At 65.0% G+C, this 20,359-nt stretch carries 22 protein-coding genes and 1 other RNA gene; 14 read left to right on the plus strand and 9 right to left on the minus strand.

Annotated elements, in window-relative coordinates; all coding sequences use genetic code 11:
* Nucleotides 1-378: 378 nt before the first annotated feature.
* Nucleotides 379-4,002 (plus strand): AsmA family protein, encoded by a 3,624-nt coding sequence (locus AC1DYL_RS22510; protein WP_477174863.1) that lies wholly within the window; start codon nucleotides 379-381, stop codon nucleotides 4,000-4,002.
* Here the strand turns inward: AC1DYL_RS22510 and AC1DYL_RS22515 are convergent.
* From AC1DYL_RS22515 to ssrA, 3 genes are all read right to left on the minus strand, one after another.
* Nucleotides 3,999-4,208, minus strand: coding sequence for a ribbon-helix-helix domain-containing protein (locus AC1DYL_RS22515; protein WP_477152294.1), 210 nt, complete (start codon nucleotides 4,206-4,208; stop codon nucleotides 3,999-4,001). The genes AC1DYL_RS22510 and AC1DYL_RS22515 overlap by 4 nt on opposite strands.
* A gap of 4 nt (nucleotides 4,209-4,212) precedes the next feature.
* Nucleotides 4,213-4,704, minus strand: a complete 492-nt coding sequence (locus AC1DYL_RS22520; protein WP_477174864.1) for an SspB family protein — start codon at nucleotides 4,702-4,704, stop codon at nucleotides 4,213-4,215.
* Between the two features lie 131 nt (nucleotides 4,705-4,835).
* Nucleotides 4,836-5,189, minus strand: a transfer-messenger RNA (tmRNA) gene (ssrA, locus tag AC1DYL_RS22525).
* A gap of 50 nt (nucleotides 5,190-5,239) precedes the next feature.
* Between ssrA and AC1DYL_RS22530 the strand changes: the two genes are divergently transcribed.
* The 9 genes from AC1DYL_RS22530 to AC1DYL_RS22570 are packed head-to-tail and all read left to right on the plus strand — an operon-like array spanning nucleotide 5,240 to nucleotide 12,350.
* On the plus strand, nucleotides 5,240-6,034 hold the full coding sequence (locus tag AC1DYL_RS22530) for a thymidylate synthase (protein ID WP_477174865.1): 795 nt from the start codon (nucleotides 5,240-5,242) through the stop codon (nucleotides 6,032-6,034).
* Nucleotides 6,031-7,059, plus strand: coding sequence for a DUF4424 domain-containing protein (locus AC1DYL_RS22535; RefSeq protein ID WP_477174866.1), 1,029 nt, complete (start codon nucleotides 6,031-6,033; stop codon nucleotides 7,057-7,059). Before AC1DYL_RS22530 ends, AC1DYL_RS22535 begins: the two co-directional genes overlap by 4 nt.
* Nucleotides 7,059-7,388 carry a nucleoside triphosphate pyrophosphohydrolase family protein gene (locus tag AC1DYL_RS22540; RefSeq protein ID WP_477174867.1) on the plus strand — a complete coding sequence of 110 codons (330 nt, stop codon included), beginning with the start codon at nucleotides 7,059-7,061 and terminating at the stop codon, nucleotides 7,386-7,388. Before AC1DYL_RS22535 ends, AC1DYL_RS22540 begins: the two co-directional genes overlap by 1 nt.
* Nucleotides 7,385-7,864 carry an N-acetyltransferase family protein gene (locus AC1DYL_RS22545; RefSeq protein ID WP_477152289.1) on the plus strand — a complete coding sequence of 160 codons (480 nt, stop codon included), beginning with the start codon at nucleotides 7,385-7,387 and terminating at the stop codon, nucleotides 7,862-7,864. Before AC1DYL_RS22540 ends, AC1DYL_RS22545 begins: the two co-directional genes overlap by 4 nt.
* Nucleotides 7,861-8,385 (plus strand): dihydrofolate reductase, encoded by a 525-nt coding sequence (locus AC1DYL_RS22550; protein ID WP_477174868.1) that lies wholly within the window; start codon nucleotides 7,861-7,863, stop codon nucleotides 8,383-8,385. The genes AC1DYL_RS22545 and AC1DYL_RS22550 overlap by 4 nt, the downstream gene beginning before the upstream one ends.
* A 60-nt stretch (nucleotides 8,386-8,445) precedes the next feature.
* A complete protein-coding gene (gene hflK, locus AC1DYL_RS22555; RefSeq protein ID WP_477152288.1) occupies nucleotides 8,446-9,567 on the plus strand; it encodes an FtsH protease activity modulator HflK in 1,122 nt (373 codons plus the stop codon).
* A gap of 3 nt (nucleotides 9,568-9,570) precedes the next feature.
* Nucleotides 9,571-10,629: a protease modulator HflC gene (gene hflC, locus AC1DYL_RS22560; RefSeq protein WP_477174869.1), complete on the plus strand. Its 1,059-nt coding sequence runs from the start codon at nucleotides 9,571-9,573 to the stop codon at nucleotides 10,627-10,629.
* The gene (locus AC1DYL_RS22565) at nucleotides 10,630-10,815 is read left to right on the plus strand and encodes a DUF2065 domain-containing protein (protein WP_477174870.1); all 186 of its coding nucleotides are present in this window, start codon (nucleotides 10,630-10,632) and stop codon (nucleotides 10,813-10,815) included.
* A 44-nt stretch (nucleotides 10,816-10,859) separates the two neighbouring features.
* Nucleotides 10,860-12,350, plus strand: coding sequence for a Do family serine endopeptidase (locus AC1DYL_RS22570; protein WP_477174871.1), 1,491 nt, complete (start codon nucleotides 10,860-10,862; stop codon nucleotides 12,348-12,350).
* Between the two features lie 37 nt (nucleotides 12,351-12,387).
* On the opposite strand, the gene AC1DYL_RS22575 is transcribed toward AC1DYL_RS22570, so the two are convergent.
* The gene (locus AC1DYL_RS22575; RefSeq protein ID WP_477174872.1) at nucleotides 12,388-12,945 is read right to left on the minus strand and encodes a GNAT family N-acetyltransferase; all 558 of its coding nucleotides are present in this window, start codon (nucleotides 12,943-12,945) and stop codon (nucleotides 12,388-12,390) included.
* Nucleotides 12,942-13,814, minus strand: a complete 873-nt coding sequence (gene serB / locus AC1DYL_RS22580) for a phosphoserine phosphatase SerB (protein WP_477174873.1) — start codon at nucleotides 13,812-13,814, stop codon at nucleotides 12,942-12,944. The genes AC1DYL_RS22575 and serB overlap by 4 nt, the downstream gene beginning before the upstream one ends.
* A 96-nt stretch (nucleotides 13,815-13,910) precedes the next feature.
* Here serB and miaA point away from each other — a divergent pair, with 96 nt between their 5' ends.
* Nucleotides 13,911-14,720, plus strand: coding sequence for a tRNA (adenosine(37)-N6)-dimethylallyltransferase MiaA (gene miaA / locus AC1DYL_RS22585; RefSeq protein ID WP_477174874.1), 810 nt, complete (start codon nucleotides 13,911-13,913; stop codon nucleotides 14,718-14,720).
* On the opposite strand, the gene AC1DYL_RS22590 is transcribed toward miaA, so the two are convergent.
* Together AC1DYL_RS22590 and AC1DYL_RS22595 are read right to left on the minus strand one after the other, a co-directional pair.
* On the minus strand, nucleotides 14,717-15,193 hold the full coding sequence (locus AC1DYL_RS22590) for a YbaK/EbsC family protein (RefSeq protein WP_477152282.1): 477 nt from the start codon (nucleotides 15,191-15,193) through the stop codon (nucleotides 14,717-14,719). The two genes, miaA and AC1DYL_RS22590, sit on opposite strands and share 4 nt — an antisense overlap.
* A gap of 10 nt (nucleotides 15,194-15,203) precedes the next feature.
* A complete protein-coding gene (locus AC1DYL_RS22595; RefSeq protein ID WP_477174875.1) occupies nucleotides 15,204-16,613 on the minus strand; it encodes an MATE family efflux transporter in 1,410 nt (469 codons plus the stop codon).
* Nucleotides 16,614-16,754: 141 nt separating this feature from the next.
* On the opposite strand from AC1DYL_RS22595, the gene AC1DYL_RS22600 reads away from it, so the two are divergent.
* The 3 genes from AC1DYL_RS22600 (at nucleotide 16,755) to AC1DYL_RS22610 (ending at nucleotide 18,034) form a co-directional block, all read left to right on the plus strand.
* Nucleotides 16,755-17,039, plus strand: coding sequence for a glycine zipper domain-containing protein (locus AC1DYL_RS22600; protein WP_477152280.1), 285 nt, complete (start codon nucleotides 16,755-16,757; stop codon nucleotides 17,037-17,039).
* Between the two features lie 240 nt (nucleotides 17,040-17,279).
* Nucleotides 17,280-17,615, plus strand: coding sequence for a hypothetical protein (locus AC1DYL_RS22605; RefSeq protein ID WP_477174876.1), 336 nt, complete (start codon nucleotides 17,280-17,282; stop codon nucleotides 17,613-17,615).
* 212 nt (nucleotides 17,616-17,827) lie between these two features.
* Nucleotides 17,828-18,034, plus strand: a complete 207-nt coding sequence (locus AC1DYL_RS22610) for a cold-shock protein (RefSeq protein WP_055878471.1) — start codon at nucleotides 17,828-17,830, stop codon at nucleotides 18,032-18,034.
* Nucleotides 18,035-18,125: 91 nt separating this feature from the next.
* On the opposite strand, the gene AC1DYL_RS22615 is transcribed toward AC1DYL_RS22610, so the two are convergent.
* Nucleotides 18,126-19,037, minus strand: coding sequence for a flagellar motor protein MotB (locus AC1DYL_RS22615; protein WP_477152278.1), 912 nt, complete (start codon nucleotides 19,035-19,037; stop codon nucleotides 18,126-18,128).
* 14 nt (nucleotides 19,038-19,051) lie between these two features.
* A complete protein-coding gene (gene motA, locus AC1DYL_RS22620) occupies nucleotides 19,052-19,912 on the minus strand; it encodes a flagellar motor stator protein MotA (RefSeq protein WP_477152277.1) in 861 nt (286 codons plus the stop codon).
* Between the last annotated feature and the right edge of the window lie 447 nt (nucleotides 19,913-20,359).

A 20,359-nucleotide genomic window follows, 5' to 3' on the forward strand; every position in this document is an offset into this window, starting at 1 on the left:
GGTCCCACGTTCTCGCGATGCGGCAGGGGATGCGCCCCGGCACTGGTGGCATAGGCCCAAAACCCCGGCCGGCCGGCGAGGCGTGAGCCTCATTCATTCGCGGACTACCGCTACGGGGCAAACGCCTCGCCGGTCCCGCTTCGTTCCCTACCGGGAACGGCTCTTTGAAAACTCCGAAGCCCCTGGGGCTGTCGGACCCGTTGGCTCGTCGTGATGTCATCCCACCCACGGCGTCACCCCGGCGACCGAGTGACGGGTCGCCGCGTGGCCTTTGTGTCCCAGAAGACACGATAGTGACTGTGCGAGCCCGTTCAGCGCGTGACGGAACATGAGCCATTGCCTACACTCCGTTGAGTTCTGCGGAGATTCACCGGCCCCGTGCTCAACCGGCTCTACATCGTCATCGGCGTCATCGCGATCCTGCTGCTCGCCGCGGCCTTCGTCGTGCCCAGTTTCATCCCCTGGGGGCAGTATCGCGATCGGCTGGCCACCATTGCCGGCGACGTGTTGGGCACGCCGGTCCGCATCGATGGCGACGTGGCCTTCTCGCTGTTGCCACAGCCCAAGCTGACCTTTTCCAACGTCAGCGCCGGTCCGCCCGAGGCTCCGAACCTGACGGTCGAACGGGTCGAAGCCGATTTCTCGCTGATCGATTTCCTGCGCGATCGCTACAACGTCACGCGGCTGCAGCTCGATGGGCCGGCGGTCACGGTCGAAGTCGCGGCCGACGGGGCGGTGGATACCGGTATCGCGCTCGCGCAGACCGTGAACAGTAACATCTCGGTTGCCAATGCGACGATCGCGGGCGGCACGGTGAAGCTCCACGACGCTCGCTCCGGCGAGACCTACATCGCCTCCAATGTCGCCGGCGACGTGAAGCTCGAGGCGCTGCGGGGACCGTTCTCGTTCCAGGGCAGCGGCAATGTCGATGGGGCGGTGTATTCCCTGAGGGTCACTACCGGCCAGCTGGACGCCGAAGGCGGCGGTTCGCTCGCCATGACCCTCCGACCGGTCGACGATCGCTTCACCCTCGCCGCCGAGGGCTTCCTGACGCCGGGGCTCACTCCCGGCTTCTCCGGCACCATGACCTATCGCCAGCCACCACCGAAGCCGGCCAAGCCAGGCGCCGAGGATGCGGGGCAGGGCGATCTGGTGATGACCAGCAAGGTCGAGGCGAGCCCCACCAAGGTGCTGCTCTCCGACTATGTCGTGATCCCCGACGAGAACCGTGCCGCGACGCGCCTGCTCGGCGCCGCCGACGTGACATTGGGCAAGGGCATGGCGTTCAACGCGGTGGTCTCGGGGGGGCTGCTCGCGTTGCCACCGCGGGACGCCACGGCAGAACAGTCGGTCGAGCCCTACGAGCTGATCCGGCTGCTCCGCGAGCTGCCGCTGCCGACAGCGCCGGGCATTCCAGGGACGATCGGCGTCGACGTCGCGGAGCTCAACCTGCGCGCCTTCTCGCTGCGCAACGTCCGGCTCGATGCCAGTTCACACGAGGGCGGTTGGACCATCACGGGCCTCACCGGCACCTTGACCGGCGATACAACGGTGTCCCTCGCCGGCGAGATCGCCACTGCGACGGGCCACCCTGAGTTCTCCGGCACGCTTTCGCTGAAGGCGCAACGCCTCGACGCGCTGACCACCCTGTGGCGCAAGCCCGCTGAGGGCAACCCGTTGTTCGGCATGCCCGGCTCGATCGCGGCGAAGGTCGATCTGGTCGGGGAGACGCTGTCGGTAAGCGACGGGCGCCTCGAACTCGACGGCGAGGCTCGCTCGTTTTCGGCTCAGCTCGGGCTCAGCGCTACTCCCGATCTCCACATCACAGCCGATCTGGGCCAGCTCGATGCGGTCCGCAGCAACGCGCTGTTCGCCCTGCTGCCCGATCTCTCTTCCGACGTCGCCTTCCCCGCGACCTTTCCGAAAGGCGAGTTCGAGTTCATCGCCGATAGCATGGTGCTCGGCGGGCTGAGTGGTCGGGCGCTCTCCGCCAAGGGGTCCTGGGACGGCGGCGTCCTCGTGGTCGACGATCTGTCGGCGGGCGACCTCGGCGGCACCAAGTTCAAGGCCTCGCTCACCGCCTTCGGCTCGATCACCAGGCCAGAACTCTCGGGCTCCGCCACTGTCACGGTCGGCGCCGCCGACGCACCGGCCTTGGCGAGCTTCTACAGCGCGCTCGGCGCCTCGCCAGCGATCGTCGATTTCCTCAAACCCTCACTACCGGCGGACCTGGCACTGCGGCTTGATGCGCCCAGCGGCGATGGCGCCCAAAGCCTCGCCGTCTCGGGGCGCCTCGGCACCGCCGAAGTCGCCGCCGACGCCGAGCTGCAGGCCGGCTTCCTCCGGGCTCCATCCGGCCCGGTGAAAGTGCGGCTCGACATGAAGTCCGCCGACGCGACAGCCATGACCGCGCAACTCGGGCTCGGCGATGTCAGCCTGTTCGCCGAAGGCGAGCCGGTGCACCTCGTCGGGCTGGTCGACGGCAACGTCGCCAATAGCCTCGAGACCACCGTGCTGGTCGAAGGAGGAGGGGACTCGCTGGGCTTTTCCGGCAACGTCGTCGTTACCAATCCCGACGCCTACAGTGGCAAGGGGACGCTCAAGGCATCGCTCGCCGATCCTTCGGCCTTCGCCGGCTGGCTCGGTGCCGGAGGCATTGCACTGCCTGCGCTATCCGCCTCGGCAACGGTCGACTTCAACGGCCTCACCGACGTGCGGCTTGAGGAGATCACCGGAAAGTCCGGAGCGGAGCCGTTCACCGGCGACCTCCATCTCGTCGCCAAGGGCGGCACCCGTGCAGTGACGGGGCGCATCGCGGCCGGGGCGTTCGACATCGCGGGGCTGCTGCGCACGATCACCGGCCCAGCCTCGCTCCTGCCTGGCGACGCAATCTGGCCCGATGGCCCACTCAGCATCGGCGACCAACCGCGCAGCACCACCGGACGCATAGCGGTCACCGCCCCGGAGTTGGCCGTCGCCGGCAAGCCGCTGCTGACCGACCTCAGCTTCGACCTGGACTGGGACGCCACCACGACCCGCCTCAGAAACTTCGAAGCCAAGCTGGGCGAGGGCTCGGTCGGCCTCGAACTGGCGGTGTGCTGCGCCGGTCCGCTTACCGACAAGCAGGTCAGCGGCCGCGTATCGCTCGCCGGCGTATCGCTCGACAGCATCGTACCGCCGCTCGTCGCCGAGGCGCTCGACGGCACCCTCGATGCGGCGGGGCGCTTCGACGGCACTGGCGGCAGCGTTGCCGGCATCATCGCGGCGCTGACGGGCGAGGGCACTTACGGCGTCACCGGGCTGCAGATCGAGCGCCTCGATCCGCGCGCCGCAGACAGCGTCGCGGGGGTCGAGAACCTCCTGAAGATGCAACCGGAGGAACTCAGCGCACTGATCGAGGACCGGCTGGATGATGCGCCGTTCAGCGCCCCGCAGATGACCGGCAGCTTCACTGTCGCCGGCGGCGTGCTGCGCAGCCCCAACGTGCCGGTCGACGGCGATGGAGGCCAACTTTTCGGCAGCGGCTCGATCCATCTCGGCGATCTCGGGATTGCCGGCGACTACACGCTGGCGGCGACGACGGTCACTCCAGCCGCGCTGGTGGATACCGGCTCGGCAAAAGTCGCGACCAAGCTCGGCGGGACGCTGCTGGCGCCGACGCGGGAATTCGACGTCTCGGGACTGGTCGATGCGATCATGGTCAAGGCCTACGAGGCCGAAGTGGCGCGGCTCGAGAAGCTGAGGGCGGAGGACGAGGCGCGCAAGCAAGCCGAGGAAGCCGAGAAGGCCCGCCTCGCCGCCGAGGAAGCGGCTCGGAAATCAGCCGAGGAAGAAGCCGCGCGGAAGCTAGCGGAGGCCGCCGCGGCCAAGAAGGCGGCGGACGATGCAGCCGCCAAGCAGGCCGCCGAGGAGGAGGCAGCGCGCAAGGCGAAGGAAGAGGAAGACCTGAGAAAAGCGCTGGAGGAGTTCAACAGGCCGATGGATATCGGGCTCGGCAACTAGCCGGCGCGATCCCGGTACCACGCAAGCACCGCCAGCCGCACCGCGGATGACAGGTTCGGAGCGTCGCGCTGCTGGTCAATTTCGGCAACGAGCGCGGCAATGGACTTACCGCTGCCCAGGGCCATCGCTTCAAGCCCAGCCCAGAAATCCCCCTCGATGGCGATGCTGGTACGATGCCCGGCGATGGTCAGCGAGCGCTTCTCCACCCGGTCACTTCTTGCGGAAGCTGTCGAGGCTCACGACCTTCTCACCCTGCGCCTCCGGCGTCACGGACACTGGCTTAGGCGCATCGGGGCGCGCGTCCTCGGCCGTCTCGGCCTCGATCTCGCCGTCTTCGCCGCCGACCCGCTCGACGTCGAACTGCAGACCGAACTGCACCGAGGGATCAAAGAAGCCTTTGACCGCCGAGAAGGGAATGGCGAGCAGCTCCGGACGCCCGTCGAACGACAATTCCACCTCGAACCCGGTTTCGGTGACCCGCAGGGCCCCGAACTGGTTCTGCAGCACGATGGTCATCTCCTTGTCGTACTGCTCGAGCAGCCGCTGGCTCATCCGAACCCCCGGCGCCTTGGTGACGAACGAGATGAAAAAGTGGTGGTCGCCGGGCAGGCCAGTCCGCGCCACTTCGGAGAGCACCTTGCGGACGACGCCGCGCAGCGCTTCCTGGGCCAAAATGTCGTAGCGGATCAGGTCTTCAGCCATATCGTCCTTGCGAGCGGGGGAATCCCCGAGAAGCGCCCATATCACCGCTCGCGAGGGTACAATTCAAGGCAAAACGGAAAACTTACGCCCCCTGCGAGGGAGCGGCGTTACGATGCGGGCATTTGGAGGGAAGTGCAGGCTTCTGTTGCCAGGTGCCTGCGAACCCCGCCTGTCGGACTGCTAGGCCCGGAGGACTTCTAGTTCAGGTGCCAGCGCCGCATTAAGCAGCGAGAGCAACCTTAGCATAGTTGTCGTTGGCAACTATTAGGATGGCCCGATATCGGTGGTACCATGCCGAGCAAAAGTCTAACCTTTACGCCCTTGTCGATCCTGTTTCGTCCCCATGAGCCCGCCACGACGGGGAGTTCTGGTGGAGACGCCGGGCACTGCCCCCGGGTCCAATAGGTTTATTACGCTAGCCGTTTATCGCCATAGCCGTTGCCGGCAAGCCCTATATAGGCGCGGGCGCAGCGCGATGCAAACGCCCCTGTGGAACCTGGGCAAACTGACCACCGAATCGAGGTAATCTGACTGGATGCGCCAATATCTCGACCTTCTCCAGCACGTCCTCGACAACGGCATCGATCGGCCCGATCGCACCGGCACCGGCAGCCGCTCGGTGTTCGGCTACCAGATGCGCTTTGATCTTGGCGCCGGTTTTCCGCTGCTGACGACCAAGAAGCTGCATCTCAAATCCATTATCTATGAGTTGCTCTGGTTCCTCCGCGGCGAGACCAATGTCCGCTGGTTGCAGGAGCGCGGGGTCAGGATCTGGAACGAGTGGGCCGACGAGAACGGCGACCTGGGGCCTGTCTACGGCAGCCAATGGCGGAGCTGGCCGGACGGCAGGGGCGGGACGATCGACCAGATCGAGAACGTCATCGCTTCGATCAAGACCAGGCCGGATTCGCGCCGGCACATCGTCACGGCCTGGAATCCGGCGGAAATCGAGGACATGGCGCTGCCGCCCTGCCACTGTCTGTTCCAGTTCTATGTCGCCGACGGCAAGCTCAGCTGCCAGCTCTATCAGCGCTCGGCCGATATCTTCCTCGGCGTGCCGTTCAACATCGCTTCCTACGCTCTGCTGACCCATATGGTAGGGCAGGTGACGGGGCTGGAGGTGGGCGATTTCGTCCATACGCTCGGCGACGCACACATCTACCACAATCACTTCGACCAGGTCCGGGAGCAACTGAGCCGCGATACGCGGGCGCCGCCGCGGCTGACCATCAACCCCGACAAGCGCGACATCTTCGATTTCCAGTTCGAGGATTTCATGATCACCGGCTATGATCCGCATCCGAGCATCAAGGCAGAGATCGCGGTATGAAAATCCTCCCGTTCGTTCTTGTCGCCGCCGCTCTCGCGGCTGGCCCCGCCATTGCCAACGACACCATGTCGACGCTTGGCGCCGGTGGACTGGTGTTCGTCCAGACCGACCAGGTGAAGATGCTCAGCGAGGACCTCTATGTCTCGCCCGAGCAGATCCGGGTGAAGTACGAGTTCAAGAACGAGGGCGCCGAGGACACTGACGCGCTGGTGGCGTTCCCGATGCCCGACATCACCGGCGACGGCGATTTCATGGTGGCGATCCCCACCGAGGACCCCGAGAACATCTTCGGCTTCGAGACGCTGGTGAATGGCGAGCCGGTATCGGCCGAGCTGCACCAGTACGTGTTCGCCACCAACATCGACTACACCCAGTACCTCACCGACCTCGGGCTGCCGCTGACCCCCTTCGGCGATGCGACGGTCAAGGCGATCAACGCGCTCGACGAGGCGACGAAGAAGGAACTGGTGCATCGCGCCCTGGTGATCCCCATGGAGTTCGACCAGGGGCAGGGGATGCAGACCGAATACTGGCCGGTCTGGACACTGCGCTCGACCTACAGCTGGGAGGCGCATTTCCCCGCCGGGGAGACGGTGATCGTCGAGCACCAGTACAAGCCCAGCGTCGGCGGCACTGTGGCGGTAACGTTCCTCTCTCCGCCATACGAGGGCTACGATCCGGCGGCTGAGTACAAGCGCAAGTACTGCACTGATGACAGCTTCATCGAGGCGGTCAAGAAGACCCTCCCGAACCCCGACGAGCCCTACGGCGCGCCCTTCACCGAGAGCTGGATCAGCTACATCTGGTCGACGGGTGCCAATTGGGCCGGCGCGATCGGCAAGTTCCACCTGACGATCGACAAGATGCTGCCGCAGAACCTCATCTCGTTCTGCTGGGATGGCGAGGTGAAGAAGACCGGCCCGACCACCTTCGAGATGGAGGCCAAGGACTGGTGGCCCCCTTACGGCCGGGAGCTCGAGGTGCTGATCCTCAACCGGCAGGACCCGGAACCGAACGTAGGCTGATGGCGACAATCACCGAACTGACGGAACGCGTCGAGCAGGTCTCCGCGATCTATTCCGCACGCTGCGAGATCCGGCGTGATCCCGATTGGTACGCGCTGAAACTGCAGGAAGAGGCAGGCGAGTTGGTTGCCGAGTACCTGCGTGGCAGCGGCCGGGGCCGAGTGGGAGAGCGATCCGAAGCGACCATACGGCAATCGCTCGAGGATGAAGCCGCGGACCTCCTAGCGCAGTTGCTGCTGTTCTGCCGGCACAACTCGATCGACGTCGAGGCGGCCCTCGAACGCAAGTGGTTCGTCTATCTCGGGAGCGGTGAGGCCAGCGCGCAATGAGCCTCAACATTCGATCGGCCATCGCCGACGACGCGGCGCTGATCATCCATTTCATCGAAGCGCTGGCGGCTTACGAGAAGCTATCGCATGAGGCCAAGGCGAGCGAGGCCGATATCGTCCGCGACCTGTTCGGGCCTGACCCGAAGGTGTTCTGCGAGATCGCCGAGTGGAACGGCAAGCCGGTCGGCTTCACCCTGTGGTTCTATACCTACTCGACGTTCCAGGGCCGCTACGGCATCTGGCTCGAGGATCTGTTCGTCGATCCCGAGGCGCGCGGGCTGGGCGTCGGCAAGGCGCTGCTGGTCAACCTTGCGCAGCGGTGCGTCCGCGAAGGGCTCGGTCGGTTCGAGTGGTGGGTACTCGACTGGAACGAGCCCTCGATACAGTTCTACAAATCCCAAGGTGGGATCATGCAGGACGAATGGACCAAGGTTCGCGTCGACGGTGAAGCGCTGGCGAGGCTCGGTGCACTTTGACTGTTCCGGTGGCGATGATCGCGGCCGTTGGCGAGAACGGCGTAATCGGATCGGACGGCGCGATCCCTTGGCGGCTGCCGACGGATTTCGCTCACTTCAAGCGGACCACGTTGGGCAAGCCGCTGATCATGGGGCGGAAGACCTTCGAGAGCATAGGCAAGCCATTGCCTGGCCGGACCAATATCGTGGTGACCCGGCGGGATGACTATCGGCCGGATGGCGTCGAGGTGTTCCACAGCCTCGCAGAGGCGCTCGATCGCGCCCAGGTTATCGCCGCCTCAGACGGTGCTGACGAAGTGATGATCGGTGGTGGCGGCGAAATCTATCGTGAGGCGATGCCGCTGGCGGAGCGGCTTTACGTCACACATGTGGCAGCGACCCCTACAGGAGATGCTCGGTTTCCACCTATCGATCCCAAGCAATGGGAAGTAGAAGCGGAGCCTGAAGTGTTGCGCACAGAACGGGATAGCGCGGATTTCTCGGTAAAAGTCTATCGCCGGCGTGAACCCGGCGCACGTTGATCGCGGGGAGGGCCTTCCCTATATAGGGCGGCAATCGATAATCCGGCTGAAAGGTGGCGTATGCCCTGGGATAACAATACGGGCGGGGGAGGCCGCAACTCCAATAGCGGCGGCCCTTGGGGTCAGACTCCCGGTGGTGGCAGTGGCGGCGGTGGCCGCCGGGGCGGCGGAACGCCAAATCTCGAAGAAATCCTCTCCCGTGGCCGCGACCGTTTTCAGGGCGGCATTCCGGGCGGGCGCTGGACCATCATCGGCGCCGTTCTGGCCGTCGTGGTGTTCTGGAGCCTCAACGCGTTCTACACGATCGACCCGCAGGAAGTCGGCGTAAAGCTGCGCTTCGGCCGTCCGATCGAGACCAGCAATCCCGGCCTGCATTTCCATTTGTGGCCGCTCGAGACCGTCGAGCGCGTGAACATGACGGAAAACCGTACCGAAATCGGTTCGGTCGGTTCGAGCCGGACCCAGAGCGACGAGGGCCTGATGCTCTCGGGTGACCAGAACATCGTGGACGTGAAGTTCTCGGTGCTGTGGTCGATCAGCGATCCGGCCTCGTACCTGTTCAACGTCCGAGACCCGGACGACATGGTTCGCTCGATCGGCGAAAGCGCGATGCGCGAAATCGTTGGTCGTCGGCCCGCACAGGATATTTTCCGTGACGATCGCGCCGGCATCGCCAACGACGTCCGCACCATCGTGCAGGGCATCGTGCAGAGCTACGGCATGGGCGTGACGGTGTCGCAGATCGCCATCGAACAGGCGGCGCCGCCGACCGAAGTGGCTGATGCCTTCAACGAAGTGCAGCGCGCCGAGCAGGACGAGGACCGTTTCCAGGAAGAGGCTCGGCAGTACGCCAACACGCTTCTCGGCGACGCCCGCGGTCAGGCCGCGCAGGTTCGCGAAGACGCTGCCGCGTACAAGAATCGTGTGGTGCAGGAAGCCGAAGGCGAGGCAGCCCGCTTCCTTTCCATCTACCAGGAATATGCCAAGGCTCCGGAAGTGACGCGCAAGCGTCTGTTCCTCGAAACCATGGAGCAGGTGCTGGGTGGTTCGGAGAAGGTGCTCATCGACAAGAGCTCCAGCGGCTCGGGGGTCATTCCCTATCTGCCGCTGCCGGAAATCCGGCCCAACGCGACACTCAACAGCACGCCGTCGACCACCACCACCGACGCGACGGCGAGGTAAGCCATGAACAGACTCATCATTCTCGGCATCGCCGTCATTGCGCTGCTCTATGTGTTCGTGTCGTCGATCTTCGTGGTCAATGAGCGCGAGCAGGCCATCGTCATGCGCTTCGGGCAAATCACCGACGTGAAGACCGACCCCGGTCTCTACTTCAAGATCCCGACCAACTTCATCGACACGGTCCAGATCGTCGAAGACCGGCTGCTGCGCTACGACATCGCCAACATGACGGTGCAGGTGTCGGACGGTAAGTTCTATATCGTCGATGCGTTCCTCACCTACCGCATCTCCGATCCGCGGCTGTTCCGTGCCCGCGCGCTCGGCGAACTGCGGGTGGTTGAAGACCGTATCTCGACCCGTTTCGACGCGGCCCTGCGTCAGGTCTACGGTCTGCGTGACTTCACGGCGGCTCTTTCCGAAGAGCGTCCGGCGATGATGCGTGAAGCTCGTGACCTGATCCGTCCGGACATGGCTCAGCTTGGCGTGGAAGTGGTCGACGTGCGGATTCTCCGTACCGATCTCGATCCGAACGTCTCGGCCGATACCTTCAACCGCATGAAGGCCGAACGTCTCGCCGAGGCAGCTCTGCTTCGTGCCCGTGGCCAGGAAGCGGCGCAGACCGCGCGCGCCATCGCCGATCGTCAAGCCGTCGAGGTTCTTTCGGCAGCCCGTCGTGATGCGGAAATCCTGCGAGGCGAGGGCGATGCCCAGCGCAGCCAGATCTTCGCCGATGCCTATAATCGCGACGTCGACTTCTTCGACTTCTACCGGTCGATGCAGTCGTACCGCGCGGCGCTGGGCCCGAATGGCACGACCATGGTGCTGTCGCCGGACTCGGAGTTCTTCCGGTTCTTCCAGAACCAGAACCCCGACCAGGTGACGCCGCCGCCTGAGGCCGCGACCACGCCGATCCCGGAGACGCCGCTGGTCGAGGAGCCCGCGACGGACTCCCCGATCCTCTCGGCTCCGGCGACCGACCTGACGGCCCCGGCCCCCGCTGAGACCGCCCCCGTGACTTCGGCTCCGGCCGAAGCCACCCCGGCTGCGCCAGCAGCGCAGTAAATGATCGAGCTCTTCTCGGCGCTGGCCCTCGTGCTGGTCCTTGAAGGGCTCGTCTACGCCGCCTTCCCCGAGCAAATGAAGAATTTGCTGGCATCGGTCCAATCGATGCCAGCTTCAACCATTCGTGCGGCAGCGTTGGCTTGCGCCGGGGTCGGACTTGTTCTCTTGTGGTTGTTGCGCGGCTGAACTCTATCGGCCCGGCCGCGCTTGAGTCCTTGCAGGAGAAGTTGATGCGTGCTGCCGGTCGGATGTTGCGGTCTCTGGCCGTTGCGGGATTGCTGGCTCTCCCTCTGCAGGCCGCACCGGCGACAGCGAAAGGCCCCGAATCGGTGGCTGCGCTAGCCGAACAACTCTCCCCCGCAGTGGTGAACATCGGCACGTCGCGCCGAGTGCCCGGCGGTGGCGGGGTACCATTCCCCGACCTGCCGGACGGCTCGCCGCTCGAAGAATTGTTCGACCAGCACAACCCGAACAACGGGTTGGGCGAAGAACAGATGCAGGAGGCGCGGAGCCTCGGCTCGGGCTTCATCATTTCGGCTGACGGCGTGGTCGTGACCAATAATCACGTCATCGAGGGGGCCGAGGAAATCGAGGTCTACCTCACCGACGGCACGCGGTTGCCGGCCAAGATCATCGGCAGTGACGACAAGACCGACCTGGCGGTGCTGAAGGTGGACGCCGGGCATGATCTGCCGTTCGTCGAGTTCGGCGACAGTGACGGCGCGGTGGTGGGCGACTGGGTGATGGCGATCGGCAATCCGTTCGGCCTCGGTGGTTCGGTGACGCTGGGGATCGTTTCGGCGCGTAACCGCGACATTCAGTCGGGTCCGTATGACCAGTTCATCCAGACCGACGCCGCGATCAACCAGGGCAATTCCGGCGGCCCACTGTTCGACATGGACGGCAAGGTAGTCGGCATCAACACGGCGATCATCGCCCGCGGCGGTTCATCGCTGGGCATCGGTTTCGCCGTGCCGGTGAACCTGGCGCGGCCGGTCATCGACCAGTTGGCGCAGTTCGGCGAGACGCGCCGCGGTTGGCTCGGGGTCGGCATTCAGGAGGTCAGCGACGACATCGCCAGCAGCCTGGGGCTGAAGAGCACCGCTGGCGCGCTGGTGATCGATGTCACCAAGGGTGGCCCGTCCGAGGGGCAGGTGGCGGAGGGCGACATCATCCTCGAGTTCGATAGCAAGCCGATTGCGCGGATGCGGGATTTGCCGCGCGTCGTGGCCGAAACGCAGGTGGGCAAGGCGGTTCCGGTGAAGGTGCTCCGCAACGGGGCCGAGACGGTGCTCAGCATCACGCTCGGCAGGCTTGAGCTGGGCGAGCAGTTGATCGCCAACAACAAAGCAACCGCGACGCCTCCGGCCGCTCCCGCTCCCGAGGAGCCGGTTGCCGAGGTCGATGCGCCACCGCTGGGCTTGCCTGACCTGGTCGGCTTCGATGTCGCAGTTCTCGACGAGGCGAAGCGTGCGGAATTCGGGATCGCCCCAGAGGAGAACGGCATCGTCGTGACCGTGGTGAAGAGCGGTAGTGATGCCGATCAGAAGGGGTTCATTCCGGGCCTGCTCGTTACCGAGGTGAACCAGAAGGAAATCGGTACGGTGGACGAACTCAGCGAGCTGGTCGGGCAGGCCAAGGAAGCCGGCCGGCCCGCGGTGCTGTTCAAGGTGATCGATCCGACCGGCACCAGCCGCTTCATCGCGGTGCGTCTGGGCTAGAGGTCCAGCCGATAAAGGAACAGCAAACGGTCGATTCTCATTCGCCGCCGGCTGGGTTGGCGATCCGGTAGACGACATGCGAACGCAACGGGTGGCCCGGCGCCAGCTTGGGGTGTTCGAAGTTCGCATCGGGATCACGGGTCATCCCGATCTTCTCCATGACCCGCTGGCTGGGCAGGTTGCCAGCGTAGGTGAAGGCGACGATCTCCGGCAGGCCGAGCGTCTGGAAGCCGTAGTCGAGCCAAGCGAGCGCGCCCTCGGGCGCAAGACCCTGGCCCCAGAAGGCCTTATCGAACTGCCAGCCGATCTCGACCGCCGGTTGCCCGCGAATGGCGGCTCGGGTCTCGTCGGGAATGTAGCCGAGGCCGATGAGGCCGACGAACTGGCCGGTGGCTTTGAGTTCAGCCGGCCCGAAGTGAAACCCGACTGCGGCCGCCTTCTCGATCGAGAAATCGATCTGGGCGCTGGTCTGCTCGGGCGTCAGCGTTGTGGGGTAGAAGCGGCGGACCTCCGGATCGGCGAGGATTGACGCGAGCGGAGCGCGATCGCGATCCTCCCACGGACGCAATATCAGGCGCGGTGTTTCGATTCTCACCTGACGATGTCCTCATCGGTAAAGCCCTGCAGGTAGAGCAAGGCGGTCAGGTCGCCATGATCGATGCGGATGCCGGCCTCCGCCGCCACATGCGGCTTGGCATGCAGCGCGACCCCGAACCCGGCGGCCTTGATCATGTCGAGGTCATTGGCGCCATCGCCGACGGCCATCGTCGCGCTCATCGGCAGCGACCGCTCGGCGGCGAGGGCCTGCAGCCGATGCAGCTTGGTAGACTTGTCGACGATCGGGCTCGCCACCGTGCCGGTCAGCTGTTCGCCGTCGAACTCCAGCACGTTGGCGATCGCTTCATCGAAGCCGATGCGCTTGGCGAAATAGTCGGCAAAGAAAGTGAAACCGCCGGAAACCAGCGAAGCATAGGCGCCGTAGGCCTTCATGGTGTGGATCAGTGCGCGCCCGCCGGGAGCGAGCGTGATGCGTTCGCGGCGAATCTCCTCGATGACGCTGCGCTCGAGGCCCTTGATCAGGCCGACGCGCGTGCGCAGTGCCTGCTCGAAATCGAGTTCGCCGTTCATGGCGCGTTCGGTGATCGCGGCGACCTCAGCCTTGATGCCTACGGCGTCGGCCAACTCATCGATGCACTCCTGCTCGATCATGGTGGAATCCATGTCGGCGACCAGCACAAGCTTGCGGCGACCCTCGGCGGGCACGAGCGCCACGTCTACCGGCCGGCTGCCGATAACGCTGCGCGCTGCGGCCACAGGATCGGCGGCCCTCGGTGCGTGGATCTCGCAAGCGATGCGCTGGTGCAACCAGTTGATCTCACCACGGGTCTCGTGCTGGATCGCCGCGAGCAGCGCTGAGTCAATTGCGGGATCAGCCGGATTGGCGATGAGGCAGAGTACCGTCATGTGCGTGAGAGAGGCCTGAAAAGGATGGGCAAAAGCCCGGACAAGCGAGCGGTGTTGATAGCGGGTCCAACCGCTAGCGGCAAGTCGGCGCTGGCGTTGAAACTCGCCGCCGAGCGCGGCGGCGTGATCGTCAACACAGATGCGCTGCAGGTCTATGACGGGCTGCGCCTGCTGACCGCCCGGCCGTCGGTGGAGGAGATGGCGAAGGCGCCGCATCGGCTCTATGGCATAGTCTCTCCGGCGCGTCGGTTTTCGACCGGTGAATGGGCGAGAGCCGCAGCCGACGTTATCGAGGCCGAAGGCGACAGGACGCTGATCTTCGTCGGCGGCACAGGACTCTATTTCGATGCGCTGACGACCGGGTTTGCGGATGTGCCCGAGGTTCCGGCGGAGGCTGTGCTCGCCGCTGAAGCGGAGGTTGCAGGCCTCGATCGCGAGGCTCGGGGCCAGCTCATTGCGGCACGCGACCCTCAGATCGCGGCCCGGTTGAAGGCGCCCGACCCGCAGCGGGTGATCCGGGCGCTGGCTGTGCTCAATGCCACCGGAAGGTCCCTCGCCAGCTTCCAGGACGAAGTGCAGACAGGACTGCTCGGTGGTTTCGAACTTGAACGCCTGGTACTGAACCCCGACCGGGAAGTGTTGAGACAAAGGATAGCCCGCCGCTTCGAAACGATGTTCGAGCATGGGGCCGTAGACGAGGTGCGGGGATTACTTTCGCTCGGTGTCGATCCGAGCCTGCCGGCGATGAAGGCGATCGGCGTGCCGGAGATTGCTGCGATGCTGTCGGGCGAACTCACCCGAGCCGGGGCGATCGAGAGCGCTATCATCGCCACGCGGCAATACGCCAAGCGGCAGCGGACGTGGTTTCGCAACCGGATGGCCGACTGGACCTGGGTCGAGAGTTAGGTGACGTCGATCCGCGTGGCGCCGGTGGTGCGCTCGAGATCAGCCGCGGTGATCTCGAACACCGAGCGTGGATCGCCGGCAGCAGCCCAGACCGTCGCGTAGCTGTGGAGCGCGTCGTCCAGATAGGTCGTCAGCGGGGCAGGGTGACCGTAGGGCGAGACACCCCCGATCGAGAAGCCCGTGTGGAGCTTCACGAAATCGGCGTCGGGGCGCTCGAGTGCTTCGCCGATGCGCTGGCCAGCATGCTTTTCGTGGACCCGATTGCTGCCCGAGACGAGCAGCAGGTAAGGCTTGCCACTGTCCTTGCCCTTGAACAGCAGCGATTTGACGATGCGGCCGACTTCGACGCCCAGAGCGTCGGCCGCCATCTGTGCAGTCGTTGCCAATTGTTCGAGGACGACCACCTCGCCAGGCAGGGCATGGGTGGCGAGAGCGTCGGCGACGCGCTGTTCGGCGGGCTTGAGCTGGGTCACGGGTGCAGTCCTAGGCTGGTACGATGATCTTCTTCATAAGGCCGAGGCGGCCGCGCAGGGCGAAGCGGCTGACCAGCAGCATAGCCACGAAGGCGAGGCCAACAGCGAGTCCGATCCAGACGCCGACACCGCGCAGGTTGAACACGAAGCCGAGCACGTAGGCGGTTGGCAGGCCGACGAACCAGTAGCCGAAGATGGCGAGCAGCATTGGTGTACGGGTATCCGACAAGCCGCGCAGCGAGTGCGCTGCCACTACCTGTGCGCCGTCCACCAACTGGAAGATGCCGGCGATGCCGAGATAGGTGGCTGCGAGCATCAGGGCGGTCGCGTTCGCCGGGTCGGAACTGTCGAGGAAGATCGCCACCAGTGCGTGCGGCACGGCGAGGAACAGGGCAGCCGTCAGCGCCATGAAACCGGTGCCCATGACGATCGCCGACCAGCCGGCGAGGCGAACACCCTCGGCGTCGCCGCGACCATAGGCGAGGCCGACGCGAACCGTGGCCGCCATACCGAGGCCGAGCGGCACCATAAAGGCGGTCGACGCGAGCTGCAGCGCTACGGCGTGGGCGGCAGTCTCGTTGGTGCCGAGGCGGCCCATCAGGATGGCGGCGATCGAGAACAGCCCGACTTCGGCGGCAACGGTGAGACCGATGGGCAAGCCCACTTTCAGGATCTCGCGGAAGCGCGGCCAGTCCGGCTTGAAGAAACGGACCAGGATATGGAAGCGCTTCAGCTTGCGGTGGGTCTGGGTATAGGCGAGCAGGCCCAGGAACATGAACAGGTTTACAAAGCCGGTCGCCAGAGCTGCGCCGCGCAATTCCAGCCGCGGGAAGCCGAAATGTCCGAAGATCAGCGTGTAGGCGACGGCCGCGTTGATGATCACCCCGATCACGGTGATGACCAGGATCACCCGCGTGGCAGCGAATGCCGAAAGGAACGAGCGCACCACCATGATGCCCAGCGCCGGGTAGAGCATCCAGAAGCCGGCGAACATGTAGCTTTCGGCCAGCAGCGTGACCTCGGGGTCCTGACCCAGGGCGAGATAGATCGGGCGGATGCTGAGCACGATCGGGACCAACAGCGTGGCAACGAGGATGGCCACCCAGAACCCCTGACGGACGATGCGGCGCACGGCCTTGGTGTCGCCGCGGCCCCGCGCCTGCGCCACGAGCGGCGCCACCGCGCCGACGATGCCGATGCCGGTCAGCTGGAAAGGGATCAGGAAGGCGCCGGCGAGGGTGCCGGCGGCGAGATATTTGGGGCCGAGCCATCCCATCAGCACAACGTCGGTGGTGAACAGCAGGTTCTGCGCCAGTTGCGCGACGATCAGAGGCCAAGCGAGCGCGAAGCTAGCCCGGAGTTCCGTGGCCCAGCCGCCTGCAGACGTGGAAGCATCGGTGCCGGCTACCGGTACCGTCATAGGCTCATTCATTTTGGCAGTCCCAATCGCGGGCAGAGCTCTAACCCGTTCGGCGATTTGTCTCAAGCCGCGGGAACCTATCCTGGTTCGACGCATTGTCGTGACGGGCTCGCGTCTTAACAAACCTCCCGGAGGGTATTCATGCGTAAAGTTCTATCCACTGTCGCCGTATTGATGACGGCACTGACGCTCACGGCGTGCTCCACCACCGAGAAGACGGCCAGTGTCGGCGCAGTCACCGGCGCGGTGATCGGCGGCGCGACAACCGGTACGGTCGGCGGTGCGCTGGTTGGCGCAACGGTTGGCGGCATCACCGGTGCCGTCGCCGGCGAGCTCATCGGCCGTTACAGGGACGACCCGACCAAGTGCGTCTGGGAAGACCGGAACGGTCGCCGCTACCTGGCCCCGTGTTCGCCGAACGGCTGATCTCATCGTACCCGATCCGATGAATGGCCCGGCAGGAGACTGTCGGGCCATTGGTCTTTCTCTACTTGCCGTCATGGATACCCTCCGACCTGAACCGCCTCAGCATGCGCTGCATTGGGCGAAGTGGGGACAAGTTCCTGTCGTTGGAGGCAGGCTTGTGCTAGAGTGCAAGGGAAGGCTTCGGCCAGATGATACCGGCTGTCGCGCCCGTGGCGCCGGACTCGTGTCCCAGGAACATTCGTGGATTCGTTCAAGAGCATTGCTGTGCCGGTGACACGCCGGCAGGCTGTCGGCAAGGCTAAGCGCGCAGCTGAGGCGACGACAGGCGGCAGCACGGTCGCCGAGTTCCGACGGCAGGAACCCCAGGTGGTCACCGCGCATCCGGTGCATCGCTTCCGCGTCGGGCAGCGGCTGACGATGGCTCGTGGCTCCCGCGATATCGCCCGGTCGGCGGCGCTTTGCCAGGTGGTGGCGCTGTTGCCGCATGAAACGGGGCCGCTGCTCTATCGTGTCCGCAGCGAACTCGAGAGTTTTGAGCGGGTGGTCGACGAGGTCGACCTGGCGCCATACCGATAAATCGGCGTCCACGCCTTGATTAAGGCGCAATGGTGGCAGATATATCCGGGCACGTTTCGCTTCCATCTGGCGCTACCAGCTCGGGCCGCTTGCGGTCTAATTGGCTACCTCTTGATATTGTGAACGTTTAGACCCGGGCGGCATGTCGCCGAACGAGGAACGCGTGCGACAAGCGGGAGTATCCCGCGCACGACAATTGAAAGGGGGCCATCATGATCGAAGGCACCGTTAAGTTCTTCAACACCACCAAGGGCTTCGGCTTCATTCAGCCGGACGATGGTTCGAAGGACGCTTTCGTCCACATCTCTGCCGTCGAGCGTTCGGGCCTTTCGGGCCTCGCCGAAGGCCAGAAGGTGAGCTACGAGCTCGAGAAGGGCCGTGACGGCAAGGTTTCGGCGACGAACCTCAAGGCGCTCTAAGAACGCCCGTCGCGCTGAGGGACAAGTCCTGACAGTGCAACGACGGAAAAGGCCCCTGCGGGGGCCTTTTTTGTTGCCGCGATTCCGCACCTCAAGGGGCCAGCCCGGCTGGTACGGGCGGCGCTTCGTAGCGGACCGTGATCTGCACCCGGCCGTTGCCGGCGAGGTAAGGGTCGTTGGGGAAGAGCGGCTCGGAGGCGGCGCTGCCGTTGACGCCGCGGATGCGATCGTCGGCGAGGCCGAATTCACCGAGGATGGCGCGCACCGCATTGGCGCGGTCGCTCGACAGGTCCCAGGCGCCGTAGCGCGGATTGTCGTAGACGGCACCGGCGGCGGTGTGGCCGGAAATGGTGATCTGGTTCGAGAGCTTCTGCAGGATTGGGGCGAGGGCGGCGATGGCCTTGCGGGTGGCCTCGAAGGGGTACTTCGAGCCCTCGGGGAACATCGGGCGGCCCTCCTGGTCGATGATCTCGATGTCGAGACCGTTCTCGGTTTCGCGGACGAGCAGGTTGTCGGCGATCTTGGTGATGTCGGGCAATGCCTGCCAGGCCTGGCGGATGCTGGCCGCGGCCGCGTGGTAATCCTGATTGTAGCGGGACTCGAGCGTGACGTTGGAGGCGCGGATCGCGTCGTAGCTGCTGCCACCGATTTCCGCCACGCCGCCCCGGGCTTCGATCTGCGGGCCGGCCTCGCTGCTTTCGGGCGCGGTGAGGGCGTCCTTGTTGGCGTCGGCGGAGATCTTGGCTCCGTCCTCGGCGAAGGCCAGGCCGCCCATGACGCCGCCGGCACCGCTGGTGTTTTCGCTGACATTGGGCGGGGCGAAATAGTCGGCGAGGCCCTTCTTCTGCTCCGGCGTGGTCATGCTGATGAGCCACAGCAAGAGGAAGAACGCCATCATTGCCGTGACGAAGTCGGCGTAGGCGATCTTCCAGGCGCCGCCGTGATGGGCGTGGGCGGCGCGCCGCGACTTCTTGATGATGAACGGCTGGTCGTTGCGGGCCATCGTGGCTCAGGTCCTCACGAGGCCGGCAGGTTGGCGGTGGCTTCGTCGATCTCGGCGAAGGTGGGCCGGACTTCGGACATCAACGCCTTGCGGGCGAACTCGACGGCGATCGCCGGGGCATAGCCGGACATCTGGGCCAATAGGCCGACCTTCATGGACAGGAAGTATTTCGACTCGGCCTCGAAGATGTTGCGCAGCGATTGTGCCATCGGGCCGAAGAAGCCGTAGGCGACGAACACGCCGAGGAAGGTGCCGACGAGGGCGCCACCGATCATGTGGCCGAGCACTTCGGGCGGCTCGCTGATCGAGCCCATGGTGTGGATGACGCCGAGCACGGCGGCGACGATGCCGAGGGCCGGGGTGCCGTCGGCGAGCGCCTGGATGGCCGAGACGAGCCGCTCGTTCTCCTGGTGATGGGTCTCGAGTTCCTCGTCCATCAGCGCTTCCATCTCGTGGGCGACGTTGCTGCCGAGGGTGACCATGCGCAGGTAGTCGCACATGAACTCGACGGCGTGATGGTTGGCGTTGAAGGTCGGGAAACGCTGGAAGATCGAGGAATTGCCGGGGTCTTCGATATGCGGCTCGAGCGCCAGCACGCCCTTGGCCTGCACCAGCTTGAACAGGGTGAACTGCAGGCCGAGCAGCTCGACATAGGCGGCCTTGTCGTAGCGGGGACCGCGGAACAGGATGCCGAAGATGCCGAGCGTCTGCTTCAGCACCGGGCCGGTATTGCCGATGATGAAGGCGCCGAGCGCGGCGCCCAGGATGATCAGCGCCTCGAACGGCTGCACCAGCACCGCCAGGTGCCCACCCATGGCGATGTAGCCGCCGATGACGCAGGCGATGATGATGACGATGCCGATAATCAGACGCATTTAGGGTAGACCCGCGCTACTAGACCAAGAACAAAAGCCCTGCAAAACCCGAGGCTGGTCGATCTGCGCGGTGCGATCCGTCGGCCTCGTGAACGTGCAGAAACTCCACTGAATATGTTGTCGAATGCCGCCCCCGGATCGCGCTGTACATCAGGATTTCCGGCGGGTTCGGTGGCGGCGCGCGTTGCCAGCCAATTTCCTATGCCGTGGTTAAGGTTCGGCTAATGGCCGCTGCGCGAAATGCGCGGCACACCGATGCATCCGACAGCCCCAGGGGCTTCGGAGTTTTCAAAGAGCTCTTCCCCTGATCGAGGAAGACGAAGCGGGACCGGCGAGGCGTTTGCCCCGTAGCGGTAGTCCGCAGATGAAAGAGGCTCACGCCTCGCCGGCCGGCCGGGGTTTTGGGCCTATGCCACCAGTGCCGGGGCGCATCCCCTGCCGCATCGC

Source organism: Devosia sp. P1_H9, from assembly GCF_056405135.1.

Bases quoted from the DNA above. Each gene is read 5' to 3' on its own strand.
- AC1DYL_RS22570 (WP_477174871.1), top strand. From the start codon at position 10,860: ATGCGTGCTGCCGGTCGGATGTTGCGGTCTCTGGCCGTTGCGGGATTG.
- AC1DYL_RS22545 (WP_477152289.1), top strand. From the start codon at position 7,385: ATGAGCCTCAACATTCGATCGGCCATCGCCGACGACGCGGCGCTGATC.
- AC1DYL_RS22540 (WP_477174867.1), top strand. From the start codon at position 7,059: ATGGCGACAATCACCGAACTGACGGAACGCGTCGAGCAGGTCTCCGCG.
- AC1DYL_RS22600 (WP_477152280.1), top strand. From the start codon at position 16,755: ATGCGTAAAGTTCTATCCACTGTCGCCGTATTGATGACGGCACTGACG.
- hflC (WP_477174869.1), top strand. From the start codon at position 9,571: ATGAACAGACTCATCATTCTCGGCATCGCCGTCATTGCGCTGCTCTAT.
- AC1DYL_RS22610 (WP_055878471.1), top strand. From the start codon at position 17,828: ATGATCGAAGGCACCGTTAAGTTCTTCAACACCACCAAGGGCTTCGGC.
- serB (WP_477174873.1), bottom strand. From the start codon at position 13,814: ATGACGGTACTCTGCCTCATCGCCAATCCGGCTGATCCCGCAATTGAC.
- hflK (WP_477152288.1), top strand. From the start codon at position 8,446: ATGCCCTGGGATAACAATACGGGCGGGGGAGGCCGCAACTCCAATAGC.
- AC1DYL_RS22615 (WP_477152278.1), bottom strand. From the start codon at position 19,037: ATGGCCCGCAACGACCAGCCGTTCATCATCAAGAAGTCGCGGCGCGCC.
- motA (WP_477152277.1), bottom strand. From the start codon at position 19,912: ATGCGTCTGATTATCGGCATCGTCATCATCATCGCCTGCGTCATCGGC.
- AC1DYL_RS22565 (WP_477174870.1), top strand. From the start codon at position 10,630: ATGATCGAGCTCTTCTCGGCGCTGGCCCTCGTGCTGGTCCTTGAAGGG.
- AC1DYL_RS22535 (WP_477174866.1), top strand. From the start codon at position 6,031: ATGAAAATCCTCCCGTTCGTTCTTGTCGCCGCCGCTCTCGCGGCTGGC.
- AC1DYL_RS22530 (WP_477174865.1), top strand. From the start codon at position 5,240: ATGCGCCAATATCTCGACCTTCTCCAGCACGTCCTCGACAACGGCATC.
- AC1DYL_RS22520 (WP_477174864.1), bottom strand. From the start codon at position 4,704: ATGGCTGAAGACCTGATCCGCTACGACATTTTGGCCCAGGAAGCGCTG.
- AC1DYL_RS22595 (WP_477174875.1), bottom strand. From the start codon at position 16,613: ATGACGGTACCGGTAGCCGGCACCGATGCTTCCACGTCTGCAGGCGGC.